This window comes from Cypionkella psychrotolerans (assembly GCF_001294535.1).
GTDB classification, from domain to species: domain Bacteria; phylum Pseudomonadota; class Alphaproteobacteria; order Rhodobacterales; family Rhodobacteraceae; genus Cypionkella; species Cypionkella psychrotolerans.
The window spans coordinates 24,668-40,488 of the sequence record NZ_LGIC01000052.1 but is presented as its reverse complement, the minus strand read 5'-3'; the positions used below and the strand labels follow the sequence as shown (position 1 = coordinate 40,488).

Annotated in this window: 14 protein-coding genes and 1 tRNA gene; 8 read left to right on the top strand and 7 right to left on the bottom strand. The window is 59.7% G+C overall.

Translation table 11 applies throughout. The features are described 5' to 3' along the window. Window positions 1-20: 20 nt before the first annotated feature. Window positions 21-1,106, bottom strand: a complete 1,086-nt coding sequence (locus AKV04_RS10415) for a glycosyl hydrolase family 8 (RefSeq protein WP_054006368.1) — start codon at window positions 1,104-1,106, stop codon at window positions 21-23. Between the two features lies 1 nt (window position 1,107). Here AKV04_RS10415 and AKV04_RS10410 point away from each other — a divergent pair, with 1 nt between their 5' ends. Next, complete coding sequence (locus tag AKV04_RS10410; protein WP_156317469.1) at window positions 1,108-2,334, top strand: cache domain-containing protein; 1,227 nt, start codon at window positions 1,108-1,110, stop codon at window positions 2,332-2,334. A gap of 17 nt (window positions 2,335-2,351) precedes the next feature. Here the strand turns inward: AKV04_RS10410 and AKV04_RS10405 are convergent, their stop codons facing one another. From AKV04_RS10405 to AKV04_RS10380, 6 genes are all read right to left on the bottom strand, one after another. Beyond that, window positions 2,352-4,340, bottom strand: coding sequence for a glycosyltransferase family 2 protein (locus AKV04_RS10405; RefSeq protein ID WP_054006366.1), 1,989 nt, complete (start codon window positions 4,338-4,340; stop codon window positions 2,352-2,354). A 1-nt stretch (window position 4,341) separates the two neighbouring features. Next, entirely contained in the window at window positions 4,342-5,679 is a 1,338-nt protein-coding gene (locus tag AKV04_RS10400; RefSeq protein WP_235815600.1) for an HlyD family efflux transporter periplasmic adaptor subunit, read from the bottom strand. Between the two features lie 215 nt (window positions 5,680-5,894). Continuing rightward, window positions 5,895-5,971: transfer RNA gene (locus AKV04_RS10395), tRNA-Arg, on the bottom strand. 106 nt (window positions 5,972-6,077) lie between these two features. Further along, the gene (locus AKV04_RS10390) at window positions 6,078-7,499 is read right to left on the bottom strand and encodes a sensor histidine kinase (RefSeq protein WP_054006364.1); all 1,422 of its coding nucleotides are present in this window, start codon (window positions 7,497-7,499) and stop codon (window positions 6,078-6,080) included. A 68-nt stretch (window positions 7,500-7,567) separates the two neighbouring features. Further along, window positions 7,568-8,977: a dihydrolipoyl dehydrogenase family protein gene (locus AKV04_RS10385; RefSeq protein ID WP_054006363.1), complete on the bottom strand. Its 1,410-nt coding sequence runs from the start codon at window positions 8,975-8,977 to the stop codon at window positions 7,568-7,570. Then, complete coding sequence (locus AKV04_RS10380) at window positions 8,978-9,673, bottom strand: TVP38/TMEM64 family protein (protein ID WP_054006362.1); 696 nt, start codon at window positions 9,671-9,673, stop codon at window positions 8,978-8,980. A gap of 262 nt (window positions 9,674-9,935) precedes the next feature. On the opposite strand from AKV04_RS10380, the gene rpmH reads away from it, so the two are divergent. From rpmH to yihA, 7 genes are all read left to right on the top strand, one after another. After that, entirely contained in the window at window positions 9,936-10,070 is a 135-nt protein-coding gene (gene rpmH / locus AKV04_RS10375) for a 50S ribosomal protein L34 (RefSeq protein WP_008032609.1), read from the top strand. A gap of 39 nt (window positions 10,071-10,109) precedes the next feature. Continuing rightward, window positions 10,110-10,523 carry a ribonuclease P protein component gene (rnpA, locus tag AKV04_RS10370; RefSeq protein ID WP_054006361.1) on the top strand — a complete coding sequence of 138 codons (414 nt, stop codon included), beginning with the start codon at window positions 10,110-10,112 and terminating at the stop codon, window positions 10,521-10,523. Beyond that, window positions 10,520-10,768: a membrane protein insertion efficiency factor YidD gene (gene yidD, locus AKV04_RS10365; protein WP_054006360.1), complete on the top strand. Its 249-nt coding sequence runs from the start codon at window positions 10,520-10,522 to the stop codon at window positions 10,766-10,768. Before rnpA ends, yidD begins: the two co-directional genes overlap by 4 nt. 163 nt (window positions 10,769-10,931) lie before the next feature. Then, on the top strand, window positions 10,932-12,476 hold the full coding sequence (locus tag AKV04_RS10360; protein WP_054006359.1) for a putative bifunctional diguanylate cyclase/phosphodiesterase: 1,545 nt from the start codon (window positions 10,932-10,934) through the stop codon (window positions 12,474-12,476). Window positions 12,477-12,614: 138 nt separating this feature from the next. Then, a complete protein-coding gene (yidC, locus tag AKV04_RS10355) occupies window positions 12,615-14,420 on the top strand; it encodes a membrane protein insertase YidC (protein ID WP_054006386.1) in 1,806 nt (601 codons plus the stop codon). Next, window positions 14,417-15,163, top strand: coding sequence for an MOSC domain-containing protein (locus tag AKV04_RS10350; RefSeq protein ID WP_054006358.1), 747 nt, complete (start codon window positions 14,417-14,419; stop codon window positions 15,161-15,163). Before yidC ends, AKV04_RS10350 begins: the two co-directional genes overlap by 4 nt. Then, entirely contained in the window at window positions 15,160-15,816 is a 657-nt protein-coding gene (gene yihA, locus AKV04_RS10345) for a ribosome biogenesis GTP-binding protein YihA/YsxC (RefSeq protein WP_054006385.1), read from the top strand. The genes AKV04_RS10350 and yihA overlap by 4 nt, the downstream gene beginning before the upstream one ends. Window positions 15,817-15,821 lie beyond the last annotated feature (5 nt).

Sequence of the window (15,821 nt, the reverse complement as noted above, 5' to 3'; positions counted from 1 at the left end):
AACGAGAACGAGTCCTGACCCTAACAGGTCAGGCCTACTGTGTCTGACGCAATCTGAGAAAACAAATGCAATGTCGCGGGAAAGTAGGGCTGATCGTCGAGAGATCGGGAGATCATCACATGCTCATCTGCCCCGGCGGCACAACTAACAAGCGCGGAAACCGCCTCGTAACCGGGGTAATCGCTGGTTGCTCGCACGGTTTTTCCAGATGAGGCGATCACTGTCGGAACTGGCGCGCCGCGCTTCGCTTCGGCGATATAAAAAGCAGCGGCCCGCTCCACGGCAGGATGGTCTAAGCTGCCCGACCAAATGAGGAACAATGCTGACCGCAGTGCATCATATCCACTTTGAGCTGGGTGCCCCTGCGCGTAACGCCAACCGAAAGGCCCAACGTCAATCCAATCCGGCACGAGCCCTACCGCCACCGCGAGTTCCGCCAGCAAAGCCTCGCCATCGTCCGCACATCGCAAAAGCGCTGGTTCCGAGGCTGCCAACCCCAGTTCTCGCATCGCCAAAGGCATGTAATAAGATGGATTGACTGTCGCATATTCATCGGTGCTGAAACGCTCGGCGCCCGGAAGAAATAGTAATCTGCCGTTTCCGCGCGGATCGGGGCGCACGCAACTTGCGGCTATAAAACGCGCGACTTCACGCGCCCTTGCCAGATAATCATCGCTTTTAAACCTCAGACCTGCCCGCAACAGCGCCCAAGCATGGAATAGATCACCGTCAGTCGCATTGTTGTAATCTGAAATTTGCGGCGATTGGTTCGGAGTCCAGCGCCAAGCGAGCAACGGGTCTTGACGCACAGCCAAAAAACTTGATGTCCAGCCGTCCATCCGCTGAAAAGCCTGCATATCACCAAACCACGCCGCGAGGAACATGCCGTAGCCTTGGCCCTCAGAATGGCTCGCATCGTCTTGCAAATGATCGACCACGCGGCCGTCGTGCGTCAGGAACGCGGCCTTCCATAGTTCCCAATCTGTCGTGTCTCTTTTAGGCTGACCGCTGGGGGCGCTGCGGGCCTTTCCTATATCCGCATTGACGCGGAAGGCCAACGTCGATGCCAGAAACGCCATCAGCCGTATGTAGCTCCGGCGGTTCATTGTGCGTCGTTACTATTGCAGCGTTCAAGGCAAAGCCGATCTTTCACACCATGAGTTACGGGTTGAACGGTGCTGCGGTGGTCGTTACGATAGTTTCGGATGTATTTCCGCGCGCATACACAACCTTGAGGGGTATAAAACGATGACATCACGTCCATCCTCCGTAATCTCGCTTTCAGTCGCAGTTTACGGCTTTGTGATGCTCGGGGCGATCCTTTTCGGGCTGGCAACGACAATTCTCTTGCAAGACCGGGTTGGACGCGCCGAGGCTGCGGCTCTAGAGCAAGCCGTTACAGTGCGCGGGCGCCACGCCGCCCGCGATTTTGCGCGGGTGCTGGATCAGGACTGGAAAACACTCAAGACTATCGCAGACAAGATCGCGCTCACCGATGGCTTCGCGTTAAAGGGCGCGCTTGATCTTGCAGCAGGAAATGGCGAGCGCATCTCATGGGCGGGGTTTGCCACACCAGATGGATTGGTTTCTGAAGCCTCGAACAATCTGCTCAAGAACGTTGATGTCTCAGCACGTCCGTGGTTCCAACGCGGCCTCAGTGGCAATTTTGCCGGAGACGTGCACGATGCGGTACTGCTGAACAAGCTTCTGGGCGGTTCGGCAGATGATCCGCTTCGCTTTATTGACCTTGCCGCGCAAGTGAAAGATCCAAAAGGGCAGATCGCCGGAGTCCTTGGGTTTCACATCAACTTTACATGGGCGGAGGCGTTTCTGGCCGAGACGGCGCAAGACCTTGGGTTAGATCTGTATTTGGTCAGCCAGAACGGTGACGTGATCATAGCGACGGATGGCTCAAAACCTGGGATCCAAGACTTGCAGAGTTTTCGCGCCGCAGCAGCAGGGGTCGCGCAATCCAACCGGGAAATATGGCCAGATGGTGTGGAATACTTCACGGTGGTCATTCCCGATGTCATCTATGGCGATCTGCCCTCCTTTGGTTGGCGTATGGTCGCGCGCATTGCGCCAAATGAGTTCGAAACAATGTCATCCGGGTTGACCAGCTCGCTTTTTGTCGTGCTGTCAGTGGCAGGGCTCTTGCTGCTGATCCTGACGGTTGGCTTCAACCGGATTTTTATTCATCCGTTTTCGCTATTGGCCGACAACGCCAAAAGCATCGCGGATGGGGCGGATGAATACCCGCTTGAACTGCGGCGCACGAGCGAGCTTCAGCGCTTGTCAGCGGCGCTGGCGCAACTTCAGGGTCGCAGAAACTGAGCCAGAGATGATCCCGGTCAGTTGCGCGAGGTTGACGAGAAAGACAGCCTGCGGGCGATGTCGTCCAGCAATGCTGTCAGGCGCACGGCGACGACGCCGGGGGCGTCGCCTTCGGTGTAAAAACGCCGCATCATTGCGGCATATTGATCTTCCGTCGGCCGCAGGGCGAGCCGGGCTCCATCGTCTGTTTCCGCCACCACGATCGCCTCGACATCCCCAATATCGCGCACACGAAGCGTTCCGCGCACACCTGCATTAAACGTGCGGCCGCGGATGCGCACAGTGTTGCGTGTAAGATTTTGCAGCCAAACCCGGCGTGGGGTGCCTTCGGCCACGAAGATTGCCCGTTCGGGTGCATCCGCAAAATGGCGTTCCTGGCGTGGCAACTCCACACAAGCGATCAATGTCGCAGCCAGAACGAATGCGTTGTAGATCGTCCAGAACAAGATCACGATCTTGCCGTCTCCGGCATCGTAATAGGCAAATCGATCTGAGGTGAGCGCCAACAAAAGACCAACAACCGTGAGTAAAAGCAGAGTCAGGAATGGCATCATCAGACGCCATTGAACCGTGATCTTGCTTCGGTCGCCACCCTTGGCGGTCACCGTGAAAGGATGGCCTTTCGGTTTGATCAAGCCGACAATCGCCGCGCGGGTGATGGGAATAGCCCCCAGAAGCTGGCTGACATCATTGACGATTGGGACGACCAATCCCCGCGTGAGGATGTTCAGCGACATGATGACCCAAAGAAAGTAAGTCCCAAAATAGCTCAGCACGTCCGGCACGCTTGCGTTAACAACGGTTACGTTGAAAAACCAGTAAAGCAAGGGATAGGTCAGCGACGCGATCCGGAACGGAAAAGTGGTGAGCCAGTAGAAAACCGAGTCGATCACGCTCCAGCGGTCGCGCAGACGCAAGTTGTTGCGTGACAGCGGACCGAGGCGGCTGCGGGCGATCTGCATCAGGCCAAGACACCAGCGTGCGCGCTGCGTGACGTATTCCTTCAACCCCTCGGGCGCGAGGCCCTCTGTCAGCGGTTCGTTCAGATAAACAGTCCGCCAACCCACGTCTTGAAGTGCGAGTGTTAGCATAAAGTCTTCTGTAATGCTTTCGGTCGGAAAGCCACCGGCCTCCTGCACCGCGCGCCACCGCGCGATGGACGACGTGCCGCAGCAAAAAGCGATACCCCATGCATCGCGTGCGGGCTGCATGTGGTCAAAGAAAAACCGCTGCTCATCAGGGTAAGAACGACTTAGACCAAGATTATGTTGAATCGGATCGGCATTGAAGAAGTGCTGTGGGGTTTGCACCAAGCCAACCTTCGGATCATGGAACAGCGCCAGAGATCTGCTGATGAACCCCCGATGCGGTACGAAATCGGCGTCGAGCACCGCGATGAAATCTGGTGGCAGAGGATCGGCGGCCAGCACGTCGAGAGCATGATTGATGTTCCCAGCTTTTGACCCCCTGTTGTCAGGCCGCCTTAAGTAACGCACGCCTTGGCTAGCACAATAGTCGCGCAACCAATCTCTACGGCCATCGTCAAGAACCAGAACTTCCTTTGCCGGATGGTTCAGCGCTAGCGCCCCAACAATAGTGCGTTCCAACACCTCAAGATCTTCGTTGTAGGTCGCGATCAGTATGGCAACACGCGGATCCGCAGCCGGCGCCCACCAACCAAGATGAGCAGCCACCTCATCTTGACGCTGTCGAGTGCGTGACATGATCACAAAAGCACTCATCGACCCGATCAACGCCGCCATCTCCAAAACGAACAGCGACCAGCTTGCCAGAAACGCACTCGTCAAGCCAACGGGAGCAAGTGTTTCGGTAAACCGCCAATGGGCATAACGCAGTGCCAGAAGTGTCGCCACCGCGAACAGAAGAGTGCGCTGCCAATTACGAGCCGGGTTCACGACCATCGGCAGGACAAGGGCCATCCCGGCCACAAGCGCCATGTGCATGGCACTGGACTCAAGCTCACTCAGATAGAATGGCAGCACCATCTTAGCGCCATATGTCCCGCAACCAATCCAGTGGCCGTGCGTCAAAGAACGCCCGTCCGGTCCGACCAACGGTGCAGCGCAACTCGGGTACTTCGCGCAAGCTCGGGACCACCAGCGCCACATCGTAGCGTTCTAAGTGGCGCTGGCTGGGTGCAATCGCAAGATTCTGGTAGATTGTCCCGGCACCCGGGCCTGCCAAGCGGATCACGCTTGCGGCGAAGTTGCGCCCGTCGCCGGATAGCCGGAACACTGCCGCCTCGCCAACTGTCAGGCGATTGTAAACGCCTTCTGTCACGGAAACCGTGACTATCGTTGAATCACAGTCAAGAAGACGCAGCACATCCTGTCCACGCTGAACAATTTCGCCATCTGCGGCAAGAACTTCCCAAACTTGGCCATTGGCGGTGGAACTAAGTGCGGCTCTTCCCAAAAGCGTTGTCCGCTCGCGCTCTTTCAGAATGCGGGCTTCGATGGTGCCTAACCGGACTTTAGCATTCGTCCAATCCGCATCTAGCCCGCTGCGCAATGTTTCAAGCTCGATGCGCCGCTGCTCGGAAAAGGGCGCATCATTGTAACCGTCGCCAAGGAATACCCCTGATTTCGCGCTGCGCAGAGTGATTTCCAGGACGGCGACCCGCTCGCGCGCGTATTCAACGGCAATACCTTCGATTTGCGGATCACCTTGATCGCCTGACTGGCCTTCTTCGACCAAGCCGGCCACCGCCTCATCGCCCAATATCCCACGCTCTATCAGGTCAAGTCGGGCGCGTGCACGCGACAGTCTGATTTCAATTTCGGTGACGCGTTCGAGACTATAATCTTGCCGCCGCGCCTCTAATGCTTCGATCTGCGCCGTCGCCCGCTCGACTTGAAGGCTCAATCTGGCGACTTCGGCTTCTGCAAATCCGCGCTCCATCGCCAGATCGTCGAGTCGGATTTTGTCGACCAGCGGGTCGGTCACCGAGACCAACTCCTCGCCAACACTCACCGAGGACCCCAATCCACGCGGCGGCATTGATAGTTGCCCAGCAATAGGCGAGCGCAGGGTAGTCAACCGCGCGTTGATTACCGCATCGGCACTCGCGCCCGCCATCTGTTCGCTGACGATCACCCAGAGCGCAATCAGAATGAGTGCGAAGCCAATGAAAAGACGGGAGTAGCGCATTGAGTCACCTGATGATTGAGCACTTCTATGACACGGCAAGGCGCTGGAAGCAAAGCAGGCTTTAGTTACTCTAAGCGTGCGCTTGGTCGTCCAGCGACAGAGCGACTGCCGATTAAAGCCAGCACAAATTTCGATACCAGACCCGTCTGCCACCCAAACGAAACTGAAAAACAACAAATTCCCACCTAATAAAAAAACTTACAAAACAACGGCTTACAACTGTGGAGTAAATTACCGCAGTCCACAGCTTCGGAGAGAATTCGCGCAGAGACAGGCTTTTTGGGGCTTGGGCCGGAGAAACAACTCCTGAGCCAAAACTGCATAACCCTCTAAAACAACAACAATTTCTTGCCGCGATCGAGCCTGTATATTTGTTGGAGGATTGAAAGTGGTGGACCCAGAGCGATTCGAACGCCCGACCCTCAGATTCGTAGTCTGATGCTCTATCCAGCTGAGCTATGGATCCACTCTTGCGGCTGCATTTAGCCCCCCCTGCCGGGCATTGCAAGAGCGAATACGCAGCGAAATGCAACTTGATGCGCAATCCCCGCGTAACCTTGGGCAAATCGTGATCAGGTCGCAGAGTCGATGGTTTTCGGCAAATGCACCAGAAACTCGGTGCCATCCGCGTCACTGCGCGCCAGTTCCAGCCGCCCGCCATGGCCGCGGATCAGCTCGGCGGCAATCGCCAGACCCAAGCCGATGCCGCCTTTGCGCGCGCCGCCCTGAAACGCCTCAAACAGATGCTCACGGGCCTTTTCTGGCAGGCCGGGGCCGGTGTCGCCGACCCTGACCCACCATTCTGACGCGCTCTCTCCGGCGGAGATTTCGATGCTGCCCTCGACCCCCGTTGCCTCGATCGCTTGGCGCGCGTTGCGCACAAGGTTGGACAGCACCCGGAACAACTGATCGTAATCGGCATGGATCACCAGCGTCTCGGGCACTTCGATCAGGCAGGTCACCGGGCCTTCGCCCGCAAGGCCCTCGCCTTCAGCGACATCCTCGGCCAAGGTCGCCAATGCCACCTCGCGCAACTGCGGCGCGGGTTCTTCGGCCTTGCCAAACGCCAATGTTGATTCGCACAGAGCCACCGCGCGGGCGATGGAGCCGACCAGTTTCGGGGCAGCACGCGCCACCATCGGATCGGTGCTGCCCTCGATCCGGTCGGCAAACAGCTGCGCCGTGGTCAGGATGTTGCGCAGATCGTGGCTGATCTTAGCGACCGCCCCGCCCAGCTGTGCGAGGCGTTCCTTTTGCCGCAAAGAGCCGGTCAGCTGGGTCTGCATCGCGTGCATGGCTTCCTCGGCATCGCGCAGCTCCACCACCGAGGCGGTTGGCTCGATCACCCGGCGGGCATCCTCGGGCGCTTCGGCATAGGCGGTCATGTGGTTGACCACCCGGCGGATCGGCAACACGATCAGGCGCTGCACGGCGAGGAACAGAAAGAACGCGGTGACGCCAGAAATCAACGCCGACAGCAGCAGAATCCGCCCGCCGTAATCCAGCATAGCATTGCGCATCGGCGCGGAATCCATCGTGATTTCAATCAGAAGCCCTGCGGACTGCACCGGGTAGCCGATCACCCGGATGATCTGATCATCGGGGTCCAACAGGCAGGCAAATGCATCGCGGATCAGCGCCCAAGGCCCCGCCTCACGCAGATCGAAAGTGTCCGAGATCGGCGTTGGCAGCGGCGAGGACAGCACCAGCTGGCGCACCTCATCCCGGCGCAACACAACGTTGTAAACCTCGGCATTGGCCAGCAGTTCTTTTTCCAGTGCAGGTGTCACCATGTCTTCGGCAGCCAGCTGGGCCAGCGAAGCGATTTGCGCCTTCTCCAACCGCAGGGTCAGAAAATCGGCGCGAAATCGGGCAATCGAAGGCACGAAGATCAGCACTTCGGCCAGCATGACAAAGGCCACGGTCAAGGCCAAAACCCGCCCCGACAGGGTGTTCAGAAATCCGCCCCGCCTTGCTGCCACGCTTCTGGTCATCCTCTGTGTACAAATATCCTTAGGGGGTCTGGGGGACGAAAGCCCCCAGCTTGGCCCGCAAACGCAGCTTATGGCAAAAGCCGCTGCACCAGCCGCACCACCCGCTTCACGGCCATGTTATCAAAGAGTTTCGGTGAGAAATAGGCCCCCGCTGCACGCTTCGAAATCTCGCCGCGCGTGGGATATGGCGCGATCATCCCGGCCAGCGCGCCGATCTTCAGGTCCGAAGTCATCGCCAGCGCCCAAAGCCCGATCAACTCACCCGCGCCAGCGCCAACAAGGGTGACGCCAATGGGGCGGCCCTTCAGCAGCATGAGCTTGAGAAAGCCTGTGGTTTGACCATCGGTCACTGCACGGTCGTTGTGCAGAAATTCTTGCCGGATCACCTGCACGCCCGGATATTTGGCGCGCGCTTCTGCCTCGGTCAGCCCGATCTGCGCCAGTTCGGGGTCGGTGTAGGTGACCATTGGCACCACGCTGGCTTGCTTGGCGGGCAGGCCGAACAGTATTTGTTTGATCACCACCCCGGCATGAGCTCCTGCGACATGGGTGAATTGCAAGCCCCCCGCCACATCGCCCACCGCATAAATCCGGCGGTTGCTGCTGCGCAGATTGGCCCCCACCGTCACACCTTTATCGCTGTAAGCCACGCCTGCGGCTGGCAAATCCAGCTTTGCGATGGCAGGCGTGCGCCCGGTGGCAACCAGCAGATGCGATCCGGTTAGCGTGGTGCCATCATTCAGCACCGCTTCCAACCCCAGCGGCGTGGGCCGCAGCCGCGCGATGTCGCGGCCCTCCAGCATCTCGATGCCCTCGGCGCGCAGGGCGGCGAGGACGACGGCAGCCGCCTCGGGGTCAACGCGGCTGAGCACACGGCTGCGGGCGATCACCGTCACCGCACAACCCAAGCGCCGATGCGCCTGCGCCATTTCCATCGCAATCGGGCCACCGCCGAGGATCAACAGATGATCCGGCCGCGCGGTCTGCGCGAAAATCGTTTCATTGGTCAGATAGGGGATCGCCTCCAACCCCGGCAGCTCTGGGATCGTGGGATGCGACCCTGTCGCGATCACAAAGCGCCGGGCGCGAATGATCTTTCCGCCCGCCTCCACCTCGCGCGGGCTTATAAAGCGGGCATAAGCGCGGATCACTTGCACACCAAAGCCCTCAAAGCGCTCCTGACTGTCCACCGGAGCAATCTGCGCGATCACCGCCGCGACCTGCGCTTTGACGGCAGCAAAATCAATCTGCGGCTCGGCCCCCCGCACACCCGGCGCGCCCATACGGATCACCTGCGCCGCGCGGCCCGCCGCCAACAGCGCCTTTGATGGCACGCAGCCATAGTTCAAACAATCACCGCCCATCGCAGCGCCCTCAATCAGCACCACGCGCGCACCCATCTGCGCCGCCCCCGCCGCAACAGAAAGCCCCCCCGAACCTGCACCAATGATGCAGATATCTGTCGAAATCCGCTCCATTCAGCCGCCCTTCTTGCGTTTTTTCAACAGGATCGGCACCGCGGACAAAGCCGCAAGCCCTAACAAGGGTAGCAGCACAGGGGCCGAGAAAATCACCCCCAAATCGGGCCGCTCACCGCGTGCAAACACTTTTCCTAATCCCGCGCCGACCGAAGTAAACACCAACGCCGCCGGAATAATGCCGAAAAATGTCGTCACCGCAAACGGCAAAAGCCGCACCCCCACCATCGCAGGCAGCAGATTGGCCAGCACAAACGGCAGCGCAGGCACCAGCCGCATGATCAACAAGGCCGACCATTGGTTCTCGCGCAACGCGGTTTGCAGACGCGAGGCTGATCCGCCTTGCAGACGCTCGGCCAAGCTCGCCCCAAACCCCGCGCGCGCCGCCAGAAAGATGCAGACAGCGCCAATGCTGGCGGCAAGTACGTTATAGAATGTGCCGGGGAACATGCCGAACAGGAAGCCGCCCGTCAGCGTGGCGATGGTGGCTCCGGGCAGGCTGAGACCGACAATCACGATATAGACCGCGATAAACCCAAGACTCGCCCAGAGGAAATGCGCGTCGCGGTAGGCCAGCAGCGCCTCACGGTTCTCGGCCAAAGCCTCAAACGACAACCGCTCACGCAGAAACACCGCACCAGCAACAGCGGTGCAGAGAATCAGCACAATCGGGATCAGGCGCGCGCAACGGGTCATGGTCTTCCTTTAGCCTAAGATGGTCGGATTGGCCTGCCCACGCCAGCCGTCTCACGCCAGCTTGATCTGGTTTGCGAAATCGGCGATCTAAAGCCGCCGATTTGTAACAGTTTGCCCCGCCCCAGACGCGATGATCGGCAAATGTTGCAGAAATCTCGCAGGACGCGCGTTGACTTACCGATGATCCGCCCCTAAAGACCGGGCTTCAAGTTTACGCCGTCGAATCTTTAAGGTTCGCCGTGCCCGTCTGATGGAGACCGCGATGAAGCGCACTTTTCAACCGTCGAACCTGGTTCGCGCCCGCCGTCACGGCTTCCGCGCCCGCATGGCTACCAAAGGCGGCCGCCTTGTGCTGGCAGCCCGCCGCGCCAAGGGCCGCAAGAAGCTGTCGGCTTAATTTCTGACTGACCCTGCGGGGTCGGATGCAGGAGCAGACATGACACCGCCGAAGGTATCGGACATTGGCCCCACCGCCGAAGCGTCCGAAGCGCCTCCGGCGGTTTCTGTTTGTGTTCAGACCATGAAGAACCGCCCGGATTATCTGCGCACCGCACAAGGGCGCAGGCAGGGCACGGGCAGCTTTCTGTTGCAGGGCCGTGCGCGGGGCGATGATCAGGCCACGGTGCGGATCGGCTTCACGGCCTCGAAGAAAATCGGCAACGCGGTGGCGCGCAACCGGGCCAAACGGCGGATGCGGGCCTTGGCGCGAGAGGTGCTGCCGCGGCTGGCGCGGCCCGGCTGGGATTATGTGCTGGTCGCCAAGCCAGAGGCCACAATAGCGCGCGATTACAAAGATATGCTGGCCGATCTGGCCACCGCTTTGGCCTCGGTGCACAAGGCGCGGCCATGACTCCGCTGGCGCGCATCGTGGCCCTGCCCGTGCGCGCCTATCGGTTGGTGCTGTCGCCTTGGATTGGCCATGGCTGCCGCTTTCAACCCACCTGCTCGGCCTATGCAATGGAAGCGTTAGAGCGGCATGGCGCGGCCAAAGGCGGTTATCTGATGGTGCATCGGATTTGCCGCTGCCATCCATGGGGTGGGCAAGGCTATGATCCGGTGCCCGGTGCCGACCCCGAGTTTGACGCCAAACGTTAAGGCGGAACGCGGGCCGCTTTGGCGCCGGATGATTAACAAACCGTGGAACAAATAGCGAAAATCCTCTGCAACTTTGAGGTGAGGATTAACCTTCCGATCAGGGTGTTTGCCTAGTCTTGCCGCATCGGGGTGGCGTTGCCCCGCAGCAGATAGGGCCGGACCGATGGTTTCACGCTTTTTCACCGCAGTCTCCACCGGGTTCGCCCACATTGGCGTGCTGATGCGCAGGCCAGAGGCTTTTGTGTTCCTCCCCGCCCTGACCCTCGCCGCGTTCTGGCTGGGCGGAGAGAGGGATTTGATCCTGACAGCACTTGGTGCGCCGCTGTTGTTTGCGATTTCAGGCGCAGTGCGGCCACAGGAAACCCCGACCGATCAATCGCAAGTGCTGGAAGGTCTGTCGCTGCGCGCCCAAATCGTTGGCACTCTGGACGCGGTTTTGCGCGAATCGCATCTTAGCGGGCGCACCACCGCCTGTTTGGTGCTGCAATTCGATCTGGCAGAGCGGATGATCGAACAACATGGCCGCGCCGCACAGACCGAGGTGCTCGCACGCTCGGCCGAACGGATTTGCGCCTCTTTGCGCGCGGGCGATGTGGTGGCGCGGCTGGAAGGCGGCGGCTTTGCGGTGGCACTGGCCCCGGTGCGGCGGCTGGATATCGAGACGGTGGTGCAGGTCGCGGCGCGCCTGCAATCGGCGCTGTGCGCCCCGATCAGCCTGAACGCAACCCGGATCTACATCACCTGCTCGATTGGCTTTTGTCTGGGCAGTCGCGCACCAGAGGCAAGCGGTGCCAGCCTGCTGAACGCCGCGCAGATTGCCGCCGACGACGCCTTACGCCACGGCCCGAGCGCCATTCGCAGCTTTTCCGAGGACATGGCGGCCAATCGCGCCGACCGGGACGCTTTGCGCGATGAGTTGGAGCACGCGCTCGACGAGGGCCAGATTCGCCCACATTTCCAGCCGCAAATCTCTACCCATACCGGGGCGATCACCGGGTTTGAGGCGCTGGCGCGCTGGTATCACCCCGATAAGGGCCTGATTCCCCCCGCCGAATTTCTGCCGATGATCGAAGATGCGGGCCTAAGCGAACGTCTGGGTGAGGTGATTTTGTACCACGCGCTCTCGGCCCTCGCCCGCTGGGATCGCGCCGGGTTAAATGTGCCAACCGTGGCCGTGAACTTCTCATCGCCGGAACTGCGCAACCCGCGTCTGGCCGAAAAATTGAAATGGGAGTTGGATCGCTTTGATCTGGAGCCCAAGCGACTGTCGGTTGAGGTGTTGGAAAACGTCGTCGCTCAAACCGACAATGACATCATCGTCTCAAACATCGCAGCGCTGGCGGCGTTGGGCTGCGGCATTGATCTGGATGATTTCGGCACCGGTCACGCCTCGATCACCTCGATCCGCCGCTTTGCGGTGCGCCGCATCAAGATCGACCGCAGCTTTGTCACCCGACTGGATGAGGATCGCGAACAGCAAAAGATGGTGGCGGCGATCCTGTCGATGGCCGAGCGGTTGGGGCTGGAAACCTTGGCCGAAGGGGTTGAGACCCCCGGCGAACATGCCATGCTGTCACAATTAGGTTGCGGAGATGTGCAAGGCTTCGGCATCGCCCGCCCGATGCCGGTGGATGAGACGATGGAATGGATCGCCCGTCACCGCGCCAAGGTCGGGGCGATTCCGCGCATCGGCTCACGCGCCCGTTAGGGTCAAATCGGCGCGCACACCGCGAATTGCGCGGCAAACCCGGCGCGAAGCCCTTTGAGTCGGGGAAAACCGCTTGACCTTTGCGCCCCCCTATCGTTGAACCACGCCTGACCCTGAACAGGAATGGTGCTTGTCCCGATGGACGATCAAAACAAGAATCTCATCCTCGCAACCGTGCTTAGCTTTCTGGTGATCCTTGGCTGGTTCGTCGCAGGCCCGATGCTTTTTCCGCAATGGTTTCCCGCTGAGACCCAAGCGCCGCTGACCCCGGTTGCCGCGACACCCGAGGCTCTGGCCACTGCAGCCCCGGCAGGCACCGTCGCGTCAACCGAGCCTTTGCCGGAAGCGCCGCGGCTGACCATCGACACCCCGAAACTGTCGGGCTCGATCTCAATGCTGGGCGGGCGGTTCGACGATCTGTCACTGAAAACCTACCATGAGACGATCGAGCCGAATTCGCCCACCGTCAAACTGCTGTCGCCTGTCGGCCAGACCACCCCCTATTACGCCGTGTTCGGCTGGGCTCCGGGTGTTGGCTTGACCGCCGAAGACGTGCCGGGGGCTGCGACTGAGTGGAAAATCGCCGCAGGCGGCACCTTGTCGGTGGGTCAGCCGGTGACGCTGCAATGGGAAAACACCAAGGGCCTGAAATTCCTGCGCACCATCGCGGTGGACGAGGATTTCATGTTCTCTGTGACCGATCAGGTGCAAAACACCGGAACGGCGGCTGCAAACCTGTATTCATACGGCCAGATCGTCCGCCAAGGCCTGCCGAAACTGCAAAATATCTATGTGGTACACGAAGGTCTGGTGCGCCGCACAGATGGCAGCCTTGAAGAACTGAAATATTCGAAATTCGCCTCGATGACCCCGAATGAACGTGAGGGTTACCCTGCCGAAGTGACCGAGGCCACCAAGGATGGCTGGATCGGCTTCACCGACCACTACTGGATGACCACTCTGGTGCCCGAACAAGGCAAACCCTATACCGCAGTGGCGAAATATCTGCCCGGGTCGGACATCTATCAGGCCGAGGTGCGCCAGCCTTTGATGACGGTTGCCCCCGGTGCAACCATGGAAACCACCACCCGGATGTTTGCGGGCGCGAAAGAATGGGAAACCATTCGCGCCTATCAGGATAAGGCAGGCATCGCCGGTTTCATCGATTCGATCGACTGGGGCTGGTTCTACTTCCTGACCAAACCGATCTTCTTCGTGCTGCATTGGCTGCACGGTCTGATCGGCAACATGGGCCTTGCGATCATCGGGCTGACCTTCTTTCTGAAACTTCTTGTGCTGCCGCTGGCCTATAAATCCTACGTCTCGATGGCGCGGATGAAGGAATTGCAGCCTGAACTCGAGGTGCTGAAAGAGCGTGCAGGCGACGATAAGCAAAAGCTGCAAAAGGACATGATGGCGCTGTATAAAGAGCGCAAAGTGAACCCTGCTGCGGGCTGTTTGCCGATCTTCATCCAGATTCCGATCTTCTTCTCGCTGTACAAGGTGATCTTCGTCACGATTGAATTACGGCAATCGCCGTTCTTCGGCTGGATCCGCGACCTTTCCGCACCCGACACCTCGTCGATCTACAACCTGTTCGGCGCTTTGCCTTGGGGTGCCCCCACGCCTCACACTTTGCTGGCAACCATCTTCATCGGCGTGCTGCCGATCCTGCTGGGTGTGACGATGTGGCTGCAACAGAAACTGAACCCGGCCCCGGCCGATCCGGTGCAGCAACAGCTGTTCGCTTGGATGCCGTTCGTGTTCATGTTCATGCTCGGCGGTTTCGCCAGCGGTCTGGTGATTTACTGGATCACCAACAACACCATTACCTTCACCCAGCAATATCTGATCATGCGCAGCCACGGTCACAAACCGGATATTTTCGGCAATATCAAATCCGGCTTTAGCAAGAAAAAGCCCGTCGAGGTCGCCAAGAAATGACCAAGCGGCTGGCGCAAATTTGCCGCCACCCGATCAAGGGACACGGACGCGAAACCCTCGCGTCCGTTCGCCTTTTGGCGGGGGAGTGTCTGGCTTGGGATCGGCATTGGGCGGTGGCGCATGAGGCGGCGAAACTCGTACCCGGTTGGAATCGCTGCGTGAATTTCGCGCGGGGCGCGAAGGCTCCGGCGCTGATGGCGATCACCTCCAGCTTGGATGAGGCGACCGCGACCGTTACCCTGAACCATCCAGAGCGCGGTGAGATCAGCTTTCGCCCGGATGATCCCGCCGATTTGCCTCGGTTTCTGGACTGGGTGACGCCGCTGAATCCGCCTGATCGTGCGCAGCCGGTAGCGATTGCGACCGCCGGGCGCGGCATGACGGATACCGCCCTGCCCGCGCTGTCGATCCTATCCACCGCCTCACTGGCAAATCTGTCGGCGCGAATGGGGATTGAATTGTCGAGAGACCGCTGGCGTGGTAATCTTTGGCTCGACGGGGCGGACCCTTGGGCCGAATTGGCTTGGGTTGGACAGAACATCCGTATCGGCGGCGCGGTGTTGCGGGTTGAAGAACGCATTGAGCGGTGCAGTGCCACCACCGTTGATCCTGAAACTGGCCGCCCGAACGCACCGACGCTGCAAGCGTTGAACCAGCATTTCGGTCATCAGGATTTCGGCGTCTATGCTGTGGTTGTGGAAAGCGGGCCGATTGCGGTCGGCGATGAATGGAGATTGGCATGAGCAGCCTAGAGTTCACCTTGGCCCCCGAGCCGGAATTCCCCTCGCGTGAGGCCGGCCGCTTACTGTTCGCAGGCCCGGTTGATTTCGTCAAAGGCGTGGTCGCAATGTCGGGTCTGCCCGAACCGGATCGGTTGGAGGTCTGCTTTGCGGGCCGCTCGAATGTCGGCAAATCCAGCCTGATCAATGCTTTGACGGGCCGTAAAAACCTCGCCCGCGCCTCGAACACGCCGGGACGGACGCAAGAGATCAACTATTTTGCCTTGGGCGAGATGAACCGTTTTCTGGTCGATTTGCCCGGCTATGGCTATGCCGAGGCGCCAAAGCCGATTGTCGCAAAATGGCAGGCACTGCTGAAGGCCTATCTGGCGGGGCGGCAAACTTTGCGCAGGGCGTTTGTTTTGATCGACACAAGGCATGGCGTGAAGGCTGTGGATGAGGAGATTATGGATCTGCTCGACCGCTCGGCTGTGACGTTTCAAGTCGTGATGACCAAGATGGATAAGGTTTCTGCGGCGGAGCGCGACGCGAATATCGAGCAGGTTAAAGGCGCGCTGGCGAAACATGCTGCGGCTTACCCGGAATTGGTGGTGACCAGTTCGGAAAAAGGCGATGGCATTGAGACTTTGCGGGCGATCATCGCGACGCTGGTATAGGCAGG

Bases quoted from the DNA above. Each gene is read 5' to 3' on its own strand.
- AKV04_RS10350 (WP_054006358.1), top strand. From the start codon at position 14,417: ATGACCAAGCGGCTGGCGCAAATTTGCCGCCACCCGATCAAGGGACAC.
- rpmH (WP_008032609.1), top strand. From the start codon at position 9,936: ATGAAGCGCACTTTTCAACCGTCGAACCTGGTTCGCGCCCGCCGTCAC.
- yidC (WP_054006386.1), top strand. From the start codon at position 12,615: ATGGACGATCAAAACAAGAATCTCATCCTCGCAACCGTGCTTAGCTTT.
- AKV04_RS10415 (WP_054006368.1), bottom strand. From the start codon at position 1,106: ATGAACCGCCGGAGCTACATACGGCTGATGGCGTTTCTGGCATCGACG.
- yidD (WP_054006360.1), top strand. From the start codon at position 10,520: ATGACTCCGCTGGCGCGCATCGTGGCCCTGCCCGTGCGCGCCTATCGG.
- AKV04_RS10405 (WP_054006366.1), bottom strand. From the start codon at position 4,340: ATGGTGCTGCCATTCTATCTGAGTGAGCTTGAGTCCAGTGCCATGCAC.
- AKV04_RS10360 (WP_054006359.1), top strand. From the start codon at position 10,932: ATGGTTTCACGCTTTTTCACCGCAGTCTCCACCGGGTTCGCCCACATT.
- AKV04_RS10390 (WP_054006364.1), bottom strand. From the start codon at position 7,499: ATGACCAGAAGCGTGGCAGCAAGGCGGGGCGGATTTCTGAACACCCTG.
- yihA (WP_054006385.1), top strand. From the start codon at position 15,160: ATGAGCAGCCTAGAGTTCACCTTGGCCCCCGAGCCGGAATTCCCCTCG.
- rnpA (WP_054006361.1), top strand. From the start codon at position 10,110: ATGACACCGCCGAAGGTATCGGACATTGGCCCCACCGCCGAAGCGTCC.
- AKV04_RS10380 (WP_054006362.1), bottom strand. From the start codon at position 9,673: ATGACCCGTTGCGCGCGCCTGATCCCGATTGTGCTGATTCTCTGCACC.
- AKV04_RS10385 (WP_054006363.1), bottom strand. From the start codon at position 8,977: ATGGAGCGGATTTCGACAGATATCTGCATCATTGGTGCAGGTTCGGGG.